Raw genomic sequence first — 21,708 nt, forward strand, 5'->3', positions numbered from 1 at the left:
TCTCTCCTCGATCGTCAGGGCGGGAGCACGACAAATTAGCAGCCGTGTCAGGGCGTGGCCGGGACGACCTGGCCGGTCACCTCGCCCAGGCCGATACGGACCCCCTGCGGGCCCGGCGCCCAGGCCGTGATGGTCACTTCGTCACCGTCCTCCAGGAACGTCCGGGTGGAGTCGGGGAGACGCAGGGGCCGGCGGCCTCCCCAGGTGAGTTCGAGGAGACAGCCCAGCTCGTCCGGGCGGGGGCCGCTGACCGTGCCGGAGGCGAAGACGTCGCCGGTGCGCAGCGAGGCGCCGACCACCGTCAGATGCGCGAGCTGCTGGGCCGCGGTCCAGTACATGGCGGAGAAGGGCGGGCGGGAGACCGTGTGGCCGTTGAGGGCGACCTCGAGGCGCAGATCGAGCCCGCCGGGCTCGGCCGCGCTGTCGTCCAGGTAGGGGAGGAGCGGGACGTCGCGGACGGGCGGGCTGGTACGGGCGGCGGTGAGGGCTTCCAGCGGGGTGACCCACGCGGCGAGCGAGGTGGCGAAGGACTTGCCGAGGAAGGGGCCGAGCGGGCGGTACTCCCATGCCTGGATGTCGCGTGCGGACCAGTCGTTGAGCAGACAGACGCCGAAGACGTGGTCGTGGAACCCGGAGAGGGGCACCGGTGTATTAACAGTGGAAGGGGCGCCGACGACGAAGGCCACCTCCGCTTCGAAGTCGAGGCGCAGGGAGGGGCCGAAGACCGGAGTGGGGGAGGAAGCGTGTGGTGCGGAGGTATCGGCCGGAGGCAGATGCTGGCCCTGCGGGCGGACGATGGGCGTGCCCGAGACGAGGATGGTGCCGGCCCGGCCGTGGTAGCCGATCGGCATGTGCTTCCAGTTGGGGGTGAGCGCGTCGCCGTCGGGGCGGAAGACCCTGCCCGCGTTGGTCGCGTGGTGCTCGCTCGCATAGAAGTCGGCGTAGTCGGCCACCTCGAAGGGGAGATGGAGCGCGACGGTGGGGAGGGGGTGCATCAGCGGCTCGATGGTCGACCGGTGCGCCCGGTCGGTGAGCCAGTCGAGCACCTCGGCGCGGACGGCCTGCCAGACCGGGCGGCCCGCGGCCATCAGCGGGTTGAGGGTGTCGGCGCCGAGCTGTTCGGCGTGCGGAGAGGCGGCCGCGGCCGCGGCGGCGCCGGCGTCCAGCACATGGTTTCCGTAGCGCACCCCGATTTTCCGCAGATGAGGAGCGTGCGGCGTGGTGAAGACGCCATAGGGGAGGTTGTGCGGGCCGAAGGGGTGGCCTTCGGGCAGGTCCAGCGGGGATCGCTGCGGCATCGGGGGCTGCCTCGCCTTCTCCTGGTCACTGCTGGGGGTGCAGCACACCCTAAGGCGAGGGGAGTGCGGGGAAGAAAGGAAGGTGGCACCGTGTCGGCTACTCCCTAAAGAGATGGCAATGTCCGGAAAATCCTTGCTGGAGGCGGCGATTCCGAAGTAGCGTCCTTCCTCGGGGTCACGCACAGTGGGGGGGCCACTGCGCTGCGGTGACCGAGGGGGGCTCGTGGCGAGCAGTGCCGTGCCATTCGCGGTGGACCGTTCCGTACCCGCTCTGGTCGTGAAGATCGGCCACTATCCACTGCATCACGGTGGCGTCGGCGCCATCCGGTCCCTGGGGCGTCTCGGTGTCCCCATGTACGCGGTCACCGAGGACCGCTGGACCCCGGCGGCGCTCTCACGCTATCTGGCGAGGGCCTTCGTCTGGCCGACCACCGGCAGCGAGCGGCCGGAGCGGCTGGTGGAGGGGCTGCTGCGGATAGGCCGGGCGATCGGCCGGCCGACGGTTCTGCTGCCCACGGACGAGGAAGCGGCGGTGCTGATCGCCGAGCACGCGGATCGGCTCGCCGGGGAGGGCGGCTTCCTCTTCCCGCGCGCCGAGCCCGAGTTGCCCAGGCGGCTGGCGAGCAAGCAGGGGCTGCACGAGCTGTGCGTCAAGCACGGGGTGCCCACGCCCGAGGGCGCCTTCCCGGACACCTACGCCGACGTCAAGGCGTTCGCGGCGAGCGCGCGGTTTCCGGTGGTCGCCAAGAACCGGGAGGCGTTCGAGCGGCGGAAGAAGCCCGCGGTGGGCGGCACCACCCGGATCGAGGGCCCGCGAGAGCTGATGGAGCTGGCGCGGCGGTGGGGACCGCGGCCCGGGGTGGTCCTGCAGGAGTATCTGCCGCGCGAGGACGCCGAGGACTGGATCGTGCATGGGTACTTCGACTCCCGGAGCACACCGCTGGCGATGTTCACCGGGGTCAAGGTGCGGTCCTGGCCGCCGCACGCGGGGATGACGGCATGCGCCTATGTAGTGGAGAACGAGGAGCTGGCGCGGATGGCGGCCCAGTTCGTCCAGCGGATCGGCTTCAGCGGCATCGTCGACCTGGACTGGCGCTTCGACCGGCGCGACGGACGGTACAAGCTGCTGGACTTCAATCCGCGGATGGGCGCCCAGTTCCGGCTCTTCGAGAGCGCCGCGGGGATCGATGTCGTCCGGGCCCAGCATCTCGATCTGACGGGGCGCGCGGTCCCCGGGGCCGGGCAGCGGCCGGACCGCCGGTTCACGGTCGAGAACATCGACCTGCCCGCACTGCTCGCCTATCGCCGCAGCGGATACACCACCCCGCACGCCCCGGCGAGGGCGAGCGGGACCGAGCTCGCCTGGGCCGCGCGGGACGACATGAAGCCGTTCTTCACCATGCTGGCCCGCTCGCTGCGGCCCGGCGCGGCCCAGCTGTACCGGCTGTGGCGCGCCAAGTGAACGCTGAACACCTTGGCTGTACACCTTGGGGGGATTCATGAACGATCCGGTAGTGGTCATCGGGGCCGGTCCGTACGGTCTGTCGACCGCGGCTCATCTGCGCGCCCGCGGGCTGCCGGTCCGTGTCTTCGGGGATCCGATGGTGAGCTGGCGCGAGCGGATGCCCGCGGGCATGCTGCTCAAGTCCACACCGGTCGCCTCGAACATCGACGCACCGCAGCCGGGGCACACCCTGTTGGACTTCTGCTATGCGATGGGCGGCCCGCGCTATGAGTCGGACTGGGACCTCATCCCCGTCGAGACCTTCTCGGCCTATGGGCTGTGGTTCCAGGAGCGGCTGGTGCCGGAGCTGGAGCGGGTGCGGGTGGTCTCGGTCGACCGGCGGGGTGGCCGGTTCGAGCTGAAGCTGGACTCGGGGGAGCAGCTCACGGCGCGCGCCGTCGTCGTCGCCAGCGGGCTCAGCGGGCTCGCCCACCTTCCCCATGAGCTGGCCGCCGCCGTACCGGACGGGCCCGCTCCCGGCGGCCCCGTCTCGCACAGTTCGCACCACCACGACCTGGGGCGTTTCCAGGGGCGTGAGGTGGTGGTCGTCGGGGCCGGGCAGTCGGCGCTGGAGAGCGCGGTGCTGCTGGCCGAGGCGGGCGCCGCCGTGCGGGTGGTGGCCCGCGGACCGCGCGCGGTCGCCTTCGGCTCCCCGCCGGACCGCCAGCCCAGGCTGCGGCCCGAGTCGCCGTTCGGCCGCGCCTGGTCGCTGTACGCGCTGTCGTACCACGCCGTGGGCTTCCGGCGGCTGCCCGCACCGACCCGGGAGTATCTGGTCCGCAGGGTGCTGGGGCCCAAGGGCGCCTGGTGGCTGAGGGATCGGTTCGCCGGGCGGGTGCGGGTCACCCAGGGGCGGCGGATCAGCCGGGTCACCGTACGGGCCGACGGCCGGCCGGTGCTCAGCCTGCATGGGAGCGGCCGGGTCGGTGAGCTGGCCGCCGACCATGTGATGGCCGCGACGGGCTACCGGATGAGCGTCGCCGCGCTGGACTTCCTCGGGCCCGGGCTCCGCTCCGAGTTGGTCACCGGCGCCGGGGGACCCTGGCTCGACGCCGGGTACGGCTCCTCGGTCCCGGGGCTCTACTTCACCGGGCTGCCCGCGGCGGCGAGTTTCGGTCCGGTGATGCGGTTCGTCTGCGGCACGGAGTACGCGTCGCCGCGGCTGGCGAAGGCGGTGGCCGCCGCGCACGGATGAGCGCCTGCCGGGCCCACGGCCATCTGCCTGCCCCGGCCTGTGCCCGGGTCGGCTGACCAGTCGGCGGGGCGGGTCGGTTGACCGGGCAGCAGGCCGGGCCGGCTGGCCCGTCAGTGGGTCGGGTTGGCTGATTTGTCGGGGGCCGGAGGGTGAATGATCTGCTGCGATCGCGGTACTGCGATGTGAAGTAGCCGATTCGGGAGAGAACGGTGAGAGGCGCACAAGGCGGGAAGGCGCCCACAGTGATCGATACCCGACCGGATACGCTGCCTGTTGGTGGAGGCAGCGACACATCGACATTCGCGCCATTCGTAGGCAGACAGGAGTACCCCGTGAGCTTCGTCGGGCCCTTGGGGCTGAGCGTGCGGGACCGGACTCTGGAAGCCGACACCCAGGCCGGGCTGACGGCGGTCGAAGAGGGCCTGCTGGAGGCCACCAAGAGCGAAGTGCCCTTCATCACCGAGGCCGCCCAGCATCTGGTGCGGGCCGGTGGGAAGCGGTTCCGGCCCCTGCTGGCGCTGCTGGCCGCGCAGTTCGGCGATCCCCACGCACCCGGAGTGGTGCCCTCGGCCGTGGTCGTCGAGCTCACCCATCTGGCGACGCTTTACCACGACGATGTGATGGACGAGGCGGAGGTGCGGCGCGGCGTCTCCAGCGCCAACGTCCGCTGGGGCAACTCGGTGGCGGTCCTCACCGGCGACTTCCTCTTCGCCCGGGCCTCGCACATCCTGGCCGATCTCGGCCCCGAGGCGGTGCGGATCCAGGCCGAGGCGTTCGAGCGGCTGGTCACCGGCCAGATCCTGGAGACGGCGGGCCCCCGCGACGGCCGTGACCCGGTCGAGCATTATCTGGATGTGCTGGCCGGCAAGACGGGTTCGCTGATCGCCGTCTCCGGCCGGTTCGGCGCGATGATGTCGGGTGCCGACGAGTCCATCGTCAGCATCCTCACGCAGTACGGCGAGCGGCTCGGCATGGCCTTCCAGCTCGCCGACGATGTGCTGGACATCGCCAGCGACAGCCATGAGTCCGGCAAGACCCCCGGCACCGATCTGCGCGAGGGCGTGGCCACCCTGCCCGTGCTCTATGTGCGCGAGCGGGCCGAGGCGACCGGTTCTGCCGAGGACCGCGAGCTGTGCGAGCTGCTCGCGGGCGACCTGACCGATGACGCGCGCCATGCCGAGGTACTGCGGCGGCTGCGCGCCCACCCGGCGCTGGAGCAGGCCCGCCGGGTCACGGTCCGCTATGCGGCGGAGGCCCGTTCGATGCTGGCGCCGCTGCCCGAGGGCCCGGCGAAGGCGGCCCTCGAGGGGCTGTGCGACGCGGTGGTCCACCGGGCCGGCTGACGCCCCGCCCACCGGCCGGCTGACGCCCCGCCCACCGGCCGGCTGACGCCCCCGCCCACCGGCCGGCTGACGCCCCGCCCACCGGCCGGTTGGCCCCCGTCCAGCCCCTGCCCACCGGTTGGCTGACGCCCCCGCCCAGCCCCCGCCCATCGGGTCGGCTGGACGCCTGCCCGGCGCCCGCTCCGCCCCGACCACCACCCGGCTCCGGGGGAGCCGACCCTGACTCCTGGGGGAGCGGTGTCATCCCCGAGCAGTACACCTAGGTGATCCTGCGGGCTGACGCGCCACGTCGCACGATTTGGTGGGATGAAAAGACCACCACATGGCGGGATCGGGTGACAATGGCCCGAGAGGGTGGACGAGTGCAAGCTGACGAACCGCCGCCGACGACGGAGGTAGAGCACACATGGCACGGATCCGACCGACACAGGTCGCCGACGACGGCTTCTGGGATGACGAGCGGCCATCCCGGGGGAAGAAGGCCGCCCGGTACGCCGCCCCGGTCGCGGTCGCGGGCATCGCGGCGGCGACCATAGGGCTGGTCCCGGCGCTGGCCAGCACCGGCGACCCCGACCTGCCGAAGATCTCGGCACAAGAGCTGATCAGCAAGATGGCGGCATCGGACGCCCAGCAGATGTCCGGTTCGGTGAAGATCACCACCGACCTGGGCATCCCCTCGCTTCCCGGCGGCGGCTCCCTCGCCGACCTCGGCGGGGCGCGGGGCGGCGAGGCGTCCGCCTCGCCCGAATCCCGGCTGATGGAGCTGGTCTCCGGCTCCCACACCCTGCGGGTGGCCACCGACGGCCCCGACAAGCAGCGGGTGTCGATCGTCGAGAACGCCGCCGAGTACAGCATGATCCACAACGGCGACGAGATCTGGGCGTACGACAGCGGGAGCAACTCCGCGTACCACGCCACCGCCCCCAAGGAGGCGAAGGCCAAGGGCGACCACCGGCAGGAGCTGCCGAAGGACCTGCGGGGCGCCACGCCCCAGGAGATCGCCAAGACGGTGCTCGCCTCCGTGGACGACACCACGGATGTGACGGTCGACGGCACCTCCCGGGTCGCCGGACGGGACGCGTACGACCTGCTGATCAAGCCCAAGGCGGACAGCGACTCCACGATCGGATCCGTCCGTATCGCGGTGGGCGCGGACAACGGTGTCCCGCTGAAGTTCACCCTCTCCCCGAAGAGCGGCGGCAAGGCGGCCATCGACGTCGGCTACACCAAGGTCGACTTCGGCAAGCCCAAGGCCGGCACCTTCGACTTCACCCCGCCCAAGGGCGCCAAGGTCACCGAGGAGCCCAAGGCCGGCCGGCCCGAGGCCAAGGACTTCGGCTCCAAGGACTTCGGCTCCAAGGACTTCAAGGACGCCCAGGGCGCCCTGTCCGGGCTGAACGTCGTCGGTAAGGGCTGGGACTCGGTCGCCCGGCTCGACACCCCCGGCGGCGCGGCGTCCACGCCCCCCGGCGGCGACAGCGGCCCGGGTGCGGCGTCCGGACTCCTCGGCGGCTTCGGCAAGGAGGTCAAGGGCGACTTCGGCTCCGGCACGGTGGTCAGCACCCGTCTGGTCAACGCGCTGCTCACCGACGACGGCAAGGTGTTCGTCGGCGCGGTCGACAAGGACGCCCTGGTCAAGGCCGCCAACGCGGCCAAGTGAGGCGCTGGGCGCGCACGGCGTAGAACACGACGCATAACGAAGGGGAGCCCGTGGAGCAGCGGTCCACCGAGGGGGACGACACCGCGGTGGAGACCCGCGGGCTCACCAAGCGCTACCGGGGCGGACAGCTCGCGGTCGACGCACTCGACCTGTCCGTGCCGCGTGGCAGCGTCTTCGGCTTCCTCGGGCCCAACGGCTCGGGGAAGACGACGACGATCCGCATGCTCATGGGCCTGATCGAGCCCACCTCGGGCAGAGCCAGGCTGCTCGGTGAGCCGATGCCGCGCGCCGCCCGGAGCGTGCTGCCGAGGGTGGGCGCCCTCATCGAGGGCCCCGCCCTCTACCCCTTTCTGACCGGCCGCGACAATCTGCTGCGCTACGACGCCGCGGACCCCACGGCCGACCCCCGCACCCGTGTCCCCCGCGTCGAGGCAGCCCTGGACCGGGTCGGGCTGGCCGCTGCCGCCGGGAAGAAGGCCCGCGCCTACTCGCTCGGCATGAAGCAGCGCCTGGGCCTGGCCGCCGCGCTGCTCCAGCCGCGTGAGCTGCTGGTCCTGGACGAGCCGACCAACGGCCTCGATCCGCAGGGCATGCGCGAGATCCGTTCCCTGGTGCGCGAACTGGCCGAGGAAGGCACCACCGTCTTCCTCTCCTCGCATCTCCTCGACGAGATCGAACAGGTGTGCACGCATGCCGCCGTGATGGCCCAGGGCCGTCTGATCGCCCAGGGCACGGTGGCCGAGCTGGCGGCGGGCAGCCGCGGCAGGCTGGTCGTCACCACCCCGGACCCGGTGGACGCGGTCCGGATCCTGAAGGAGCACGGCGTGACGGATCTGGTGATCCTGGACGAGCGGGTCTCCGGCGAGCTGCCGGTGCCCGGCCCCGGTGCGGATGACGCGCCGCTGGAGCTGGCCGATCTCAACGCCGCCCTCGTCCGTGCGGGGGTGCGGGTCCGGGCCTTCGGGGCCGAACGTGCCTCGCTCGAGGACGCCTTTGTCGCGCTGACCGGGGAGGGCTTCGATGTCGCGGGCTGAGGAACTGGGGCCGCGGTCGCGGGCTGAGGGACCAGGGACGGCCGACCTCGGCGTACCGGACACGGTTGACACCGGCGCACCGGATACGGTCGACCTCGGCGCACCGGACACGGTTGACACCCGCGTACCGGCCACCGCGACCGACGGAAAGGCCCCGAACGCGCCCCGCCCGAACCCTCTCTGGGCCCTGGCGCTCTTCCGCTCCGAGCTGACCACCACCCTCCGCCGCTGGCGGACCCTGGCCCTGCTCGGGGTGCTCGCGTTGATCCCGATCCTCATCGGTGTCGCCGTGAAGATCGAGACGAGCGACGGCGACGGCCTCGGCGGCGGCCGTGGCGGAGACGGGCAGGGCCCCGCCTTCTTCTCCCAGATCACCAACAACGGGATCTTCCTGGTCTTCGCGTCGCTGGCGGCGACGCTGCCCGTCTTCCTGCCGATGGTGATCGGCGTGATCACCGGTGATGCCATCGCCGGTGAGGCGGGCGCCGGAACGTTGCGCTATCTGCTGGTCGCCCCCGCCGGACGGACCCGTCTCCTGCTGGCCAAATTCACCACGTCCATGGCCTTCTGCCTGATCGCGACCCTGATCGTGGCGCTCTCGGGCCTGGTGACGGGGGCGCTGCTCTTCCCGCTCGGCGATGTCACGCTGATCTCGGGCATCACCGTCTCGTTCGAGGAAGCGCTGCTCCGGGCCCTCGGCGTGGCGACCCTGGTGGCCCTGTCGCTGGTGGGGATCGCGACGGTGGGCCTGTTCATCTCCACCCTCACCAACAGCGGGATCGCGGCCATGGCCACGACCGTGGGGCTGGTGGTCACCACGCAGATCCTCGACAGCATCCCGCAACTGCACGCGATCCACCCGTATCTCTTCCCGCACTACTGGCTCAGCTTCGCCGATCTCCTGCGCGAGCCGGTCTACTGGGACGAGCTGGTCAAGAATCTGGGGCTGCAGGGGCTGTACGTCGCCGTGTTCGGCTCGGCGGCCTGGGCCCGGTTCACCGCGAAGGACATCACGGCCTGAGCCGGTTTGAGCCGAGGACGGAGCCGAACACGGCACGTCAACCGGGATCAGGCGCCGCCGAGTGTCCAGACCGCGTAGGCGATGGCATCGCTGTTGCGGTCCAGGGCGGTGTCGTTGATGTTGCTGATGGTGTCGCAGGAGCGGTGGTAGCAGCTGTCGAACGCCCGGCCGGAGGTGCCGCCCCACTTCTGGGCCTGGGCGGAGGTCTTGATGTAGTCGGCGCCGCTGAAGAGACCGCCCACCGGGATGCCCACGTTCTTGAACGGCGCGTGGTCGGAGCGGCCGTCGCCCTCGGTCTCGATCTCGGTGGGAACGCCCTTGGCGGAGAAGAACGCCTTGAACACCGACTCGATCCCGGGGTCGTCGTCATAGACGAAGTAGCCGGGGTTCGGCGAGCCGATCATGTCGAAGTTGAGATAGCCGTCGATCTTCGCCCGTTCGGATGACGGCAGGTTGTTGACGTAGTAGCGGGAGCCGACCATCCCCAGCTCCTCGGCGCCCCACCAGGCGAACCGCAGATGCTTGGTGGGCTTCGCCCCCTGGCGGGCGACGGTGAGCGCGGTCTCCAGGGTTCCGGCGGAGCCCGAGCCGTTGTCGTTGATCCCGGGGCCCGCGGTGACCGAGTCGAGATGGGCGCCGGAGAACACCACGTTGTTGGTGTCGCCGCCGGGCCAGTCGGCGATGAGGTTGTAGCCGGTGGAACCGCTGGAGGTGAACTGCTGCACGGTGGTGGTGTAACCGGCGGCGTCCAGCTTGCCCTTGATGTAGTCGAGCGACGCCTTGTAGCCGGGGCGGCCATGGGCGCGGTTGCCGCCGTTGGCGGTGGCGATCGACTGCAGTTGGGTCAGATGGGCCTTCACATTGGCCACGGAGATGTCCGGCACCGCGAGGGCGGTACGGGCGTCCGCCGCGGGCCGGGCCGATGCGGCGGAGGCGGAGGTGGCCGGGGCGGCCGACACCAGGGCGGCGACGGCGGTACCGGCGGCGGCCATGGCGGCCGTCCGGCGTATCAGGGATCTTCGGGGGCGGCGCTCAGCGCATGACGACATGGGGGGCTCCGGTTCCGAACGGGGACAGGACGGAATGACGTGACGCTGTGTGGTGCACGTGCCCGTGGGGGCGATGGAGCGGTGAAACCTGCGGTTCGGTGAAGTGGCGATGACGCGAGGCTGATGCTCCGGGTGTGGCTGACTCCGCGTCAAGGGCGGGAACCGGACATCACCCGCCGGATATCGATCCGGGCCGGGCATCGGGCACGGCGGCATCCGCTGTGGCGACATCCGAGATGACGGTCTCCGGAACGAGACCGGCTTCGGGAATGACACCGGCTTCGGGAACGAGACCGGCCTCCGGAAGGACACCCGCCTCCGGAACGACACCCGCCTCCGGAACGACACCGCCCTCCACTGTCGCCGACAGCGCGGCCGCCCGCGCGGCGGCGTTGGCCAGCTCCCGCCGCGCCCGCCGCGCGGTGCGCAGCGCGTCCCAGGTGAGCAGCGCGAGGGCGAGCCAGACGAGGGAGAAGCCTGCCCACCGTTCGGGTGGCATCGTCTCGTGGAAGACGGTGATGCCGAGGGCGAACTGGAAGGTCGGCGCCACGTATTGCAGCATCCCGATCGTCGACAGCGGCAGCCGCACGGCCGAGGCCCCGAAGCAGATGAGCGGCAGCGCCGTGACGAAGCCACAGCTCGCCAGCAGCGCCGCATGTCCGGCGCCCTCGCTCGCGAACGTGCTGTCGCCACGCGCCCCGAGCCAGATCAGGAAGCCCAGCGCGGGCAGGAACTGTACGGCGGTCTCGGCGGCCAGCGACTCCAGTCCGTCCAGCCCGACCCGCTTCTTGGCCAGGCTGTACGTCGCGAAGCTGAAGGCGAGCGTGAGCGCGATCCACGGCAGCTTGCCGTAACCCACCGCCAGCACGGCCACGGCCACCACCCCGACGCCGACCGCCGCCCACTGCGTGGGCCGCAGCCGCTCACGCAGCAGCAGCACCCCGAAGGCGATGCTGACCAGCGGGTTGATGAAGTATCCGAGCGCGGCCTCCACCACGTGGCCGCTGTTGACGCCCCAGATGTACAGGCCCCAGTTGATAGAGATCACGGTCGCGGCGAGCGCGATCATGCCCAGCCGTCGGGGCTCCCGCAGCAGCGGCCGTATCCAGCTCCAGCGGCGCAGCGCCAGCAGCACCAGACCGACGGCCGCCAGCGACCACACCATCCGGTGGGCGAGGATCTCCATCGCGCCGGCGGGCTCCAGCAGCGGCCAGAAGAGCGGCACCAGCCCCCAGAAGGCGTATGCCGCGAAGCCGTAGAGGAGACCGGCGCGATCGGCGCGCTCCTGCTGGTCCTGCGGCGTCACGGCACCCTCCCCGACGGCATGGCGAGCCCAGGGCGGGCCCGTTCCGAGGGTCCGAAGGTAGCGCTGGTGAGGCCCGCCTGTCATTCCCGTATCGCATGACGGTCATGACAGGTCGGATGGCGGTGATGACAGGCGGGCCGTGGTGCGTACGGGGCCGGTCAGCCCTTCAGCGCGGCCGCGACCGAGTCCGCGATGGGCGTGGTCGGGCGGCCGATGAGCCGGGAAAGATCGCCCGGGGTGGCGGCCAGTCGGCCGCGCTCGATGGCCGCCTCGACATCGGAGAGGATCGCGGCGAGCGGCTCGGGGACGCCCGCGCCGGTGAGGATGGTCTGGTACTCCGCCGGGGAGACGGCGCCGTAGACGATCTCCTTGCCGGTCTGCTCGGCGACCACCTCGGCGTACTCGGCGAAGCTCCAGGCGGTGTCGCCGGACAGCTCGTACGCCTTGCCCTCGTGGCCCTCACCGGTCAGGACGGCGACGGCGGCCGCGGCGTAGTCGGCGCGCGAGGCGGAGGCGACCCGGCCCTCGCCGGCGGCGCCCACGACGGCGCCGTGCTCCAGGACCGGGGCGAGGTTCTCGGTGTAGTTCTCGTTGTACCAGCCGTTGCGGAGCAGGGCGTACGGCAGGCCGGAGTCGGTGACCGCCTGCTCGGTGACCTTGTGCTCGTCGGCCAGGGTGAAGTCGGCGGCGGGGCCGCCCAGAACGCTGGTGTAGGCGAGCAGCGCGACACCGGCCTCCTTGGCGGCGTCTACGACGGCCTGGTGCTGCGGACCGCGCTGCCCGACCTCGCTGCCGGAGATCAGCAGCACCTTGTCGCCCGCGGCGAAGGCGCCGGCGAGCGTCTCGGGCCGGTTGTAGTCGGCCTCATGCAGCCGTACACCGCGGTCGGCGAAGTCGGCGGCCTTCGCGGTGTCGCGCACGACTGCGGTGATCTGGTCGGCGGGAACCTTCTCCAGCAGCCCCTCGACGACGAGACGGCCGAGGTGGCCGGTGGCTCCGGTGACGACAATGCTCATAGGTGTGACTCTCTCCTGTTCGGGCCTGCTTGAGGTCGGCACACCCACCTTAAGGGAAGCGCTAACCAATAGAAAGGTACTTCCGGTTAAGTAAGTGTGTTCATCCGGGGCCGGGGCCGAGTCCGGGCCGGGGCCGAGTCGGAGTCCGGGGCCGGAACCGCGTCACTCCGGGGCCTCGCGCTCCCGTGCCGCGAGGCTGACGGCGAACGGCAGGATCGTCACCGCGACACCCGGCAGATGCTCCAGCGCCTTCGCCAGTGACTCCGCCGTGCCCCGGTGCAGCAGCTTGCCCAGCGGGGAGGCATAGGTGCGGCGCGGCACCAGCAGGGTCAGCGCGGTCTGCCCGTCCTCGGTGGTACGGGCCGCCAGCTCCATCACCGCATGGCGCAGCCGCCGGTCCGGGCACGCCACGACCTCCAGCGCCACCGTCACCCCCGCCGTGGCCTCCCACCGCGCCATCAGCCGGCGGGCATGGCTCTCGTCCACCATGAAGTGCACCGCGCGGACCTCGTCGGGCCGCAGCTCATGGGCGTAGCGCAGCGCCTTGACGGTCGCGAGGTCGATGGTGTCCGCCAGGACGAAGACGACATGGCGCCGCCAGCGCGGGACGTCGTCACCGGGGCGCTCCACCGCCTCCAGGGCGGCCGCCTCCGCGCGGTACTCGCGGTTGATCCGGATCAGCGCCCAGACCCCCAGCGGGAAGACCACCACGACCAGCCAGGCGCCCTCGGTGAACTTGGTGATCCCGAAGATCAGCACCACGGCGGCGGAGACGGCCGCGGTGGTGAGGTTGACCGCGATCTTCCAGCCGCGGCCCGGCTCCCGGCGGCGCAGATGATAGGCGGTCAGCCCGGCCCCGGCCATGGTGAAGGCGGTGAACACCCCGATCGCGTACAGCGCCACCAGCCGGTCCACATTGGCCTTGGTGACCACCAGCAGCGCCAAAGCCACCACGGCCAGCGCGATGATCCCGTTGGAGAAGGCCAGCCGGTGACCGCGCCGGGTGAGCTGCCGGGGCAGGAAGCGGTCCTCGGCCACGAAGCTGGCCAGGAAGGGGAAGCCGGTGAACGGCGTGTTGGCGCCCGTGTAGAGGATGAGCGCGGTCGCCAGTTGGACGAACGCCAGCCCCAGGGCGCCCACCACTCCGTCGCCGAAGACCAGATGGGCCTCCTGCGCGAGGACGGTCGGGGTGCCGTCCCGGTACGGGATGGCGTGGGTGAAGTGGGCGAGGGCGGAGACCCCGAGGACCAGCGTGCCCAGGATGCAGCTCATGGTGATCAGCGTGCGGCGGGCGTTGCGGCCCTTGGGATCGCGGAAGACCGAGACGCTGTTGGAGATCGCCTCCAGCCCGGTCAGCGAGGAGCCGCCGTTGGCGAACGAGCGCAGCACGATGAAGAGCGAGGCGCCGTAGAGCCAGCCGCTGCCCGAGGTGCCGAGGGGCACGGCGCCGGCGGCGTGCATATCGGCGTGCGGAAGCCGCCCGGTGAGCCCGCGGACCACGCCGACCACCAGCATCAGGCCGACGGCGGCGATGAACAGATAGGCGGGCACCATGAAGACCCGCCCGGCCTCGCGCAGTCCGCGCAGATTGCCGTAGGCGAGGATCAGGATCACCAGGGCGCTGAGGGGCAGTTGGAGATGGTCGATGCCGGTCCAGGTGCCGCCGACGAGATGGGCGAACGAGATGATCGCGTTGGTGCCCGCCGAGACCTGGACCGCGACGGTGACGATGTAGTCCACCAGCAGCGCCACGGAGGCGATCTGGGCGATGTCCGGGCCGAAGTTCTCCCGCGCCACCACATACGAGCCGCCCGCCCGGGTGTAGATCGTCACCACATCGCTGTAGCAGAGCGTGACCAGCAGCAGCACCAGCAGAATCGCCCCGGTCACCGGGAGGATAAGGGTGAACGCCGCGACCCCGATGACCGGCACCAGCACCCGCAGCATCTCCTCGCTGCCGTACGCCGTCGACGAGATGCAGTCGGAGGCCAGCACGCCCAGCGCGGCCGGGTTGCCCAGCTTCTCGCGCCGGATCCGCTCGGTGATCAGGGGTGGGCCGAGCAGCCGCCGCTTGAGTCGGTAGGCGGGGCGGTCGGGCGGCTGGATCGGGGCGGCGGGGTCGGCCATGCGGATAGCAGAGCGGGTGCCCGGCCTGGGCGTGGTCAGACGCTCCGGCCGGGCACCCGCCTGTGCCCGTATGTACGAATGTGCCCGCCGACTGTACGAAGGTGCCCGTCGGCGGGGCGGGGCCCGCTGGGGGTCAGCCCACGACGGTCCAGGTGTCGCCGCCCGCGAGCAGGGCGCCGAGGTCGCCCTTGCCCTTCAGCTCCACGGCGTTGTCGAGCTGGTGGGACATCAGGGTGTCGTAGACCGGGCGGTCCACATCGCGCAGCACCCCGATGGGGGTGTGGTGGAGCGTGTCGGCGTCGGCGAGCCGGGTCAGCGCGAATGCCGTGGTGGGCGAGGTGGCGTGGGCGTCGTGCACCAGCACCTGGTGCTCGTTCTCGGTGGTGACGGTGACCACTTCGAGGTCGCCGGTGCTCTGGTTGCGGACGACGCCCTTGGCCTGGTCGACGCCGAAGCGGATCGGCTGCCCGTGCTCCAGCCGGATCACGGCCTCCTGGGCCTGGTCCTTGTCCTTCAGGGACTCGAAGGCGCCGTCGTTGAAGATGTTGCAGTTCTGGTAGATCTCCACCAGCGCGGTGCCCGGATGGGCAGCCGCCTGCCGCAGCACCTCGGTCAGGTGCTTGCGGTCGGAGTCGATGGTGCGGGCCACGAAGCCCGCCTCGGCGCCGAGCGCGAGCGACAGCGGGTTGAACGGCGCGTCCAGGGAGCCCATCGGGGTCGACTTGGTGATCTTGCCGACCTCGGAGGTGGGGCTGTACTGACCCTTTGTCAGGCCGTAGATGCGGTTGTTGAAGAGCAGGATCTTCAGGTTCACATTGCGGCGCAGCGCATGGATCAGGTGGTTGCCGCCGATCGACAGCGCGTCGCCGTCACCGGTGACCACCCACACCGACAGATCCTGCCGCGAGGCGGCCAGACCGGTGGCGATGGCCGGGGCGCGGCCGTGGATGGAGTGCATCCCGTAGGTGTTCATGTAGTACGGGAAGCGCGAGGAGCAGCCGATGCCGGAGACGAAGACGATGTTCTCCTTCGCCAGGCCCAGTTCGGGCATGAAGCCCTGGACGGCGGCGAGGATCGCGTAGTCACCGCAGCCGGGGCACCAGCGGACCTCCTGGTCGGACTTGAAGTCCTTCATCGTCTGCTTGGTGTCGCTCTTGGGCACCAGGGAGAGCGCGCTTCGAGCCGATGCCGCGCCCTCGGCGAGGGTGTCAGTCATCGATGGCCTCCTTGAGGGCGGTGGCGAGCTGTTCGGCCTTGAAGGGCAGCCCGCGGACCTGGGTGAAGGAGCGGGTGTCGACCAGATAGCGGGCGCGCAGCAGCGTCGCCAGCTGACCCAGGTTCATCTCCGGCACCACCACCTTCTCGTAACCCTCCAGCACCTTGCCGAGGTTGGCGGGGAAGGGGTTGAGATGGCGCAGATGGGCCTGGGCGATGCGGTCCCCCGCGGCGCGGACGCGGCGCACCGCGGCGGTGATCGGGCCGTACGTCGACCCCCAGCCCAGGACCAGGGTGCGGGCGTCGCCGGTCGGGTCGTCCACCTCGATGTCCGGCACCGTGATGCCGTCCACCTTGGCCTGGCGGATGCGGACCATGTGCTCGTGGTTGGCCGGGTCGTAGGAGATGTTCCCCGAGCCGTCCTGCTTCTCGATTCCGCCGATCCGGTGCTCCAGACCGGGCGTTCCCGGCACGGCCCAGGGGCGGGCCAGGGTCTTGGGGTCGCGCTTGTACGGCCAGAAGACCTCGGTGCCGTCGGCCAGCACATGGTTGGTGCCGGTCGCGAACTGGACGCGGAGGTCGGGCAGCTCGTCGACGTCCGGCACCCGCCAGGGCTCCGAGCCGTTGGCCAGATAGCCGTCCGACAGCAGGAACACCGGGGTGCGGTAGGTCAGGGCGATCCGGGCGGCGTCGAGCGCGGCGTCGAAGCAGTCGGCCGGGGTCTTCGGGGCCACGATCGGCACCGGGGCCTCGCCGTTGCGCCCGTACATGGCCTGCAGCAGATCGGCCTGCTCGGTCTTGGTGGGCAGCCCGGTGGAGGGGCCGCCGCGCTGGATGTCGATGACCAGCAGCGGCAGCTCCAGCGACACCGCGAGCCCGATGGTCTCCGACTTCAGCGCCACGCCCGGGCCGGAGGTGGTGGTCACGGCGAGGGAGCCGCCGAAGGCCGCGCCCAGCGCGGCGCCGATCCCGGCGATCTCGTCCTCGGCCTGGAAGCTGCGCACACCGAAGTTCTTGTGCTTGGACAGCTCATGCAGGATGTCCGAGGCCGGGGTGATCGGATACGACCCCAGGAACAGCGGCAGATCCGCCTGGCGGGAGGCCGCGATCAGCCCGTACGACAGCGCCAGGTTCCCGGAGATGTTCCGGTAGGTGCCGGTGGGGAAGGCCCTGGTGGCCGGGGCCACCTCGTAGGAGACGGCGAAGTCCTCGGTGGTCTCGCCGAAGTTCCAGCCCGCCCGGAAGGCGGCCACGTTCGCCTCGGCGATCTGCGGCTTCTTCGCGAACTTCTGCCGCAGGAACTTCTCGGTGCCCTCGGTCGGCCGGTGGTACATCCACGACAGCAGCCCGAGCGCGAACATGTTCTTGCTGCGCTCGGCCTCCTTGCGGGACAGGCCGAATTCCTTCAGCGCCTCGATGGTCAGCGTGGTGAGCGGCACCGGGTGGACGTGATAGCCGTCCAGCGAGCCGTCCTCCAGGGGGCTTTGGTCATAGCCGACCTTGGCCATCGGGCGCTTGGTGAACTCGTCGGTGTTGACGATGATTTCCGCCCCGCGCGGCACATCGGGGAGGTTGGCCTTCAGCGCGGCCGGGTTCATCGCCACCAGCACGTTCGGCGCGTCACCTGGTGTGAGGATGTCGTGATCGGCGAAGTGGAGCTGGAAGCTCGACACTCCGGGCAGGGTGCCGGCGGGCGCGCGGATCTCCGCCGGGAAGTTCGGCAGGGTCGACAGGTCGTTTCCGAACGACGCCGTCTCCGAGGTGAACCGGTCGCCCGTGAGCTGCATACCGTCACCCGAGTCACCCGCGAACCGGATGATCACCCGGTCCAGACGGCGGACCTCTTTGCCGCCCTCTGCTGTTCGCTGCCCCCCGGCGGGCGTCTGCCCGCCCTGCTGATCGGCTGGTTCGGCCTGCTCGGCCGGGCTGCTGACCTGGCTGGTCACTGCTTCGGACCTCCCTTGAGGCGGCGCTCCTGGACAGTCGGTGCCGACCGGTTGTTGTCCCATGGCCATCGTACGTCGGTAAGGGTGGCCTTCCTTCGCCGGATCACATGGTGGACGTCCAAAGAAGAACCATATATGTCACGGTTTGGCATGGCGTGTCCCATCCCCCGTGCTGTCATTTCCGCTGATCCCCCGTTCAGCCTTTGGCCCCGCTTTGGCCCGCGGAAGTCTGCTTTCAGGAATTGAGATACGTGAGGACGGCGAGCACCCGACGGTGATCCCCGTCACTCGGCGACAGACCCAGCTTCAAGAAGATGTTGCTTACATGCTTCTCGACCGCGCCATCGCTCACCACGAGCTGCCGGGCGATGGCCGAATTGGTCCGCCCCTCGGCCATCAGCCCCAGGACCTCCCGCTCCCTCGGGGTGAGCCCGGCCAGCACATCCTGCTTGCGGCTGCGGCCCAGAAGCTGGGCGACCACCTCCGGGTCGAGCGCCGTACCGCCCTCGGCGACCCGCACCACCGCGTCCACGAACTCGCGCACCTCGGCCACCCGGTCCTTGAGCAGATAGCCGATGCCGCGGCTGTTCCCGGCCAGCAGCTCCGTGGCGTACTGCTCCTCCACGTACTGCGACAGGACCAGCACCCCCAGGCCCGGATGGTCACGGCGGAGCCGGATGGCCGCCCGCACCCCCTCGTCGGTGTGCGTGGGCGGCATCCGCACGTCGGCCACCACCACATCCGGCAGTACGCCCTCGTCGGCCAGCTCCCGCACCGACTTGATCAGCGCTTCCGCGTCCCCGACGCCCGCGACCACCTCATGGCCCCGGTCGGTCAGCAGCCGGGTCAGCCCCTCCCGGAGCAGCACCGAATCCTCGGCGATGACCACCCGTACTCTGTCCGGCACGATGCTCGGTCCCCGTTCCACTCGGCCCCCGTTTCGCTTGTTCCGTGGGGACCAGCATCCCAGGGTTGGGCCGCCCGCGTCGCACAGAACCGGCCGACGCCGAGGGCATACGGCCGGTGGGGGTCGTGCGCCCTCGGCGACGGCCGGCAGGGTCGTGCGCCCTCAGCGCCAGGGGAGCTCGGCGGTCACGGTGGTCGGACCGCCAGCCGGGGAGTTGACGACGAGGATCCCGTCCACCGCGTCGATCCGCTCGGCCAGCCCCGCCAGACCCGAACCGGCGGAGGTGCCGGCCCCGCCCCGCCCGTCGTCCGTGATCTGCAGCATCACCCGGTCCTCGGTGCGCCAGACATCGACCTCGGCGGTGCGGGCGCCGCTGTGCTTGCTGATGTTCTGGAGCAGTTCGGAGACGGTGAAGTAGGCGATTCCCTCGATCGCGGGCGCCGGGCGTTCGGGCAGCTCGACCGTCACTGTGACGGGGACGGTGCAGCGGGCCGAGAGGGCGGAGAGGGCGGGGCCGAGGCCGCGGTCGGTGAGGATGGCGGGGTGGATGCCGCGGGCGAGGTCGCGCAGCTCCTGGAGGGCGAGCTTCACCTCGCCGTGGGCCTCGTCGACCATTTTGGCGGCGGCTTCCGGGTCCTCGTCCAGCTTCTCCTTCGCCAGGCCCAGATCCATGGCGAGGGCGACCAGCCGGGCCTGGGCGCCGTCGTGGAGATCGCGCTCGATGCGGCGCAGATCCGCGGCGGCGGTGTCGACCACCGTGCCCCGGTCCGACTCCAGCTCCCAGACCCGGCTCGCCAGCCGGGACGGACCGAGCAGCCCGGCCACCATGATCCGGTCGACCGAGGTCAGCGCCCGCATCACCCACGGGGTCAGCAGCAGGACCAGCACACCCACGACACAGGTCGCGGTGATCTCGAACGGGGTGTCCAGATAGAACGCGCGCCCGTGGTCGTCCCCGAAGATCTGCAGGCCCGGCTCGTCCACGTACCGGGGGAAGACCCAGCGCCACAGCGGATAGGTCGCGAAGCCCCAGCCGTAGCTGGTGAAGGCGATCGCGAAAGCGAAGGAGAAGACCGCCCACGGCAGATGGATCAGCGCGTAGATCACATGACGCCAGGAGGTGCCGCTCCTGAGCAGCGCGCCCACCCAGGCGACCGGCCCGCGCTTGCCCCCGCGGCCACCCCTCCGGCCGAGGACGGGCTCGGGCTCGGCCACGTCCAGCCGCAGCAGCGCACGGGCGCGGGCCCGCTCGACGACGCCGAGCGCCCGGCAGCCCGCGAGGGCGGCGCCGAGCACCGGGACGCCGAGGAAGGTGATCAGCAGCCCGGCGCCGAGCGCGATCATCGTGATCGTGTAGACGAAGGTGAGGATGGCCATCGGCAGGCTGATCACGAGATAGAGGAACTCACGCCAGACCCGGGCCTGGAACGGCGCCTTCAGTGCCGCGGGCACCAGATGGCCACGGGGCTCGGTCTCCGGCTCGTAGGGGCGGTATGCGGTGGCCATCGTCTCGTCCGTCCTCCGGGAGCCTGGTCGGTCACGCGATCCGCGGTGAGGTGGTCGCGTCGTCTGCGTACACCCAAGAGTCCCGGAGCGCGGTCGGCCCGACCATCGGGCGGATCGGCCTCTTCACCGGGGGGTTAGCCCTACCTTCGGTGGCCGGTGGCCGGTGGCCGGTGGCCAGGAGCCAGGGGCCGGGGGCCTTGCTGGGGGTCGGCTCTGTCTGGGGCCGGCTCTGTCTTCGGGGGCAGGTTCTTCGCCCCCGGGGGGGTCTGCCCTCCGGCGTCAGGCGCCCTACCGGGAACGTGCCACCGCCGTGCCCGCCGCCGACCCCGTCCGGTGCCGCCAGGGCAGCTCGGCGGTCACCGAGGTCGGCCCACCGGGCGGCGAGTCCACCGCGAACAGCCCGTCGACCGAGCCCAGCCGCTCCGTCAGCCCCGCCAGCCCTGTGCCCCCGTCGGTGGACGCCCCGCCGTGTCCGTCGTCCCGTACCTGGATCAGCAGCCGGTCCTCGGTGCGCCACAGGTCGACCTCGGCGGTGCGGGCGCCGCTGTGCTTGCTGATGTTCTGGAGCAGTTCGGAGACGGTGAAGTAGGCGATTCCCTCGATCGCGGGCGCCGGGCGTTCGGGCAGCTCGACCGTCACTGTGACGGGGACGGTGCAGCGGGCCGAGAGGGCGGAGAGGGCGGGGCCGAGGCCGCGGTCGGTGAGGATGGCGGGGTGGATGCCGCGGGCGAGGTCCCGTAGCTCCTGGAGGGCGAGCTTCACCTCGCCGTGGGCCTCGTCGACCATCTTGGCGGCGGCTTCCGGGTCCTCCTCCAGCTTCTCCTTCGCCAGACCGAGCCCCATGGCGAGGGCGACCAGCCGGGCCTGGGCGCCGTCGTGGAGATCGCGCTCGATGCGGCGCAGATCCGCGGCGGCGGTGTCGACCACCGTGCCCCGGTCCGACTCCAGCTCGGCGATCCGCCGCTCCAGCTCATCGGAGGGGAACAGCAGCCCGCGCACCATCGCCCGGTCCACATGCGTCAGCCCCCGGGCGATCCACGGCAGCACCGGCCAGGCGACGAACAGCGAGGTCAGGGTGAGAGCGAAGGTGACCACCGCCCACGGCAGCCGGATCAGGGCGTACAGCGTGGCGCGCCAGCCCACCGGATCCCGCAGACTCGTCCACAACCGGCTGAGGACGCCACTGTCCGGCCGGTACGGCAGGGGGCTGGGCTCATCGATGTGCACCGAGAGCAGCGACCTGGCGCGGTTCCGCTCGAACCGGCCGAGGAGCCGACTGAAGCGCAGCCCCAGGGCCAGCAGCGGCAGCCCCACCACCGTGACGGACAGCCCCAGCCCCACGGCCAGCCAGACCAGCGTGAAGACGAAGCAGACAATGCCCACCAGCAGATTGGCCAGGAGATAGGCGATCTCCTTCCAGGTCTGCGCGGGAAAGGCGAACGCGGGCGGCCGCGGCAGCCGCTCGTCGCCGCGGCCACGGCCGCCGCCGTCGGGGTCGTGGGCGGGGGAACTGGAGGTCATGGCAGCAAGACTGCCCGGCCCGGCAGGGGGATCGCCATGGGGGTAGCCCTACCGCATGGC

The 21,708-nt window shown here is 71.1% G+C and carries 16 protein-coding genes; 6 read left to right on the plus strand and 10 right to left on the minus strand.

Going from position 1 to position 21,708, the window contains the following annotated elements; genetic code table 11:
- Positions 1 to 47: 47 nt before the first annotated feature.
- Positions 48 to 1,298: a fumarylacetoacetase gene (fahA, locus tag CGL27_RS27330; protein WP_119990636.1), complete on the minus strand. Its 1,251-nt coding sequence runs from the start codon at positions 1,296 to 1,298 to the stop codon at positions 48 to 50.
- Positions 1,299 to 1,521: 223 nt separating this feature from the next.
- Between fahA and CGL27_RS27335 the strand changes: the two genes are divergently transcribed.
- The 6 genes from CGL27_RS27335 (at position 1,522) to CGL27_RS27360 (ending at position 9,055) form a co-directional block, all read left to right on the plus strand.
- Positions 1,522 to 2,760: an ATP-grasp domain-containing protein gene (locus CGL27_RS27335; RefSeq protein ID WP_240450647.1), complete on the plus strand. Its 1,239-nt coding sequence runs from the start codon at positions 1,522 to 1,524 to the stop codon at positions 2,758 to 2,760.
- 37 nt (positions 2,761 to 2,797) lie between these two features.
- A complete protein-coding gene (locus CGL27_RS27340) occupies positions 2,798 to 3,997 on the plus strand; it encodes an FAD-dependent oxidoreductase (RefSeq protein WP_119990638.1) in 1,200 nt (399 codons plus the stop codon).
- A 332-nt stretch (positions 3,998 to 4,329) separates the two neighbouring features.
- On the plus strand, positions 4,330 to 5,340 hold the full coding sequence (locus tag CGL27_RS27345; protein ID WP_078642868.1) for a polyprenyl synthetase family protein: 1,011 nt from the start codon (positions 4,330 to 4,332) through the stop codon (positions 5,338 to 5,340).
- A gap of 406 nt (positions 5,341 to 5,746) precedes the next feature.
- On the plus strand, positions 5,747 to 7,000 hold the full coding sequence (locus CGL27_RS27350) for a DUF2092 domain-containing protein (RefSeq protein ID WP_119990640.1): 1,254 nt from the start codon (positions 5,747 to 5,749) through the stop codon (positions 6,998 to 7,000).
- A 50-nt stretch (positions 7,001 to 7,050) separates the two neighbouring features.
- A complete protein-coding gene (locus tag CGL27_RS27355) occupies positions 7,051 to 8,034 on the plus strand; it encodes an ABC transporter ATP-binding protein (protein WP_119990642.1) in 984 nt (327 codons plus the stop codon).
- On the plus strand, positions 8,021 to 9,055 hold the full coding sequence (locus tag CGL27_RS27360) for an ABC transporter permease (protein WP_240450648.1): 1,035 nt from the start codon (positions 8,021 to 8,023) through the stop codon (positions 9,053 to 9,055). The genes CGL27_RS27355 and CGL27_RS27360 overlap by 14 nt, the downstream gene beginning before the upstream one ends.
- Before the next feature lie 47 nt (positions 9,056 to 9,102).
- On the opposite strand, the gene CGL27_RS27365 is transcribed toward CGL27_RS27360, so the two are convergent.
- The 9 genes from CGL27_RS27365 to CGL27_RS27405 form a co-directional block, all read right to left on the minus strand.
- Complete coding sequence (locus tag CGL27_RS27365) at positions 9,103 to 10,047, minus strand: M28 family metallopeptidase (RefSeq protein WP_119990644.1); 945 nt, start codon at positions 10,045 to 10,047, stop codon at positions 9,103 to 9,105.
- A gap of 226 nt (positions 10,048 to 10,273) precedes the next feature.
- The gene (gene rarD, locus CGL27_RS27370) at positions 10,274 to 11,410 is read right to left on the minus strand and encodes an EamA family transporter RarD (RefSeq protein ID WP_119990646.1); all 1,137 of its coding nucleotides are present in this window, start codon (positions 11,408 to 11,410) and stop codon (positions 10,274 to 10,276) included.
- Between the two features lie 158 nt (positions 11,411 to 11,568).
- Complete coding sequence (locus tag CGL27_RS27375) at positions 11,569 to 12,426, minus strand: SDR family oxidoreductase (RefSeq protein ID WP_119990648.1); 858 nt, start codon at positions 12,424 to 12,426, stop codon at positions 11,569 to 11,571.
- A gap of 162 nt (positions 12,427 to 12,588) precedes the next feature.
- Positions 12,589 to 14,553 carry an APC family permease gene (locus CGL27_RS27380; RefSeq protein WP_119990649.1) on the minus strand — a complete coding sequence of 655 codons (1,965 nt, stop codon included), beginning with the start codon at positions 14,551 to 14,553 and terminating at the stop codon, positions 12,589 to 12,591.
- 133 nt (positions 14,554 to 14,686) lie between these two features.
- Positions 14,687 to 15,769, minus strand: coding sequence for a 2-oxoacid:ferredoxin oxidoreductase subunit beta (locus CGL27_RS27385; protein ID WP_119990651.1), 1,083 nt, complete (start codon positions 15,767 to 15,769; stop codon positions 14,687 to 14,689).
- The gene (locus CGL27_RS27390; RefSeq protein WP_078642876.1) at positions 15,762 to 17,714 is read right to left on the minus strand and encodes a 2-oxoacid:acceptor oxidoreductase subunit alpha; all 1,953 of its coding nucleotides are present in this window, start codon (positions 17,712 to 17,714) and stop codon (positions 15,762 to 15,764) included. The genes CGL27_RS27385 and CGL27_RS27390 overlap by 8 nt, the downstream gene beginning before the upstream one ends.
- 235 nt (positions 17,715 to 17,949) lie before the next feature.
- Entirely contained in the window at positions 17,950 to 18,621 is a 672-nt protein-coding gene (locus tag CGL27_RS27395; RefSeq protein ID WP_014054096.1) for a response regulator transcription factor, read from the minus strand.
- Positions 18,622 to 18,783: 162 nt separating this feature from the next.
- Positions 18,784 to 20,127: a sensor domain-containing protein gene (locus CGL27_RS27400; protein WP_119990653.1), complete on the minus strand. Its 1,344-nt coding sequence runs from the start codon at positions 20,125 to 20,127 to the stop codon at positions 18,784 to 18,786.
- Between the two features lie 288 nt (positions 20,128 to 20,415).
- The gene (locus CGL27_RS27405; protein ID WP_119990654.1) at positions 20,416 to 21,648 is read right to left on the minus strand and encodes a sensor domain-containing protein; all 1,233 of its coding nucleotides are present in this window, start codon (positions 21,646 to 21,648) and stop codon (positions 20,416 to 20,418) included.
- Positions 21,649 to 21,708 lie beyond the last annotated feature (60 nt).

It is taken from the genome of Streptomyces sp. 11-1-2, assembly GCF_003595545.1.
Lineage (GTDB): Bacteria > Actinomycetota > Actinomycetes > Streptomycetales > Streptomycetaceae > Streptomyces > Streptomyces hygroscopicus_B.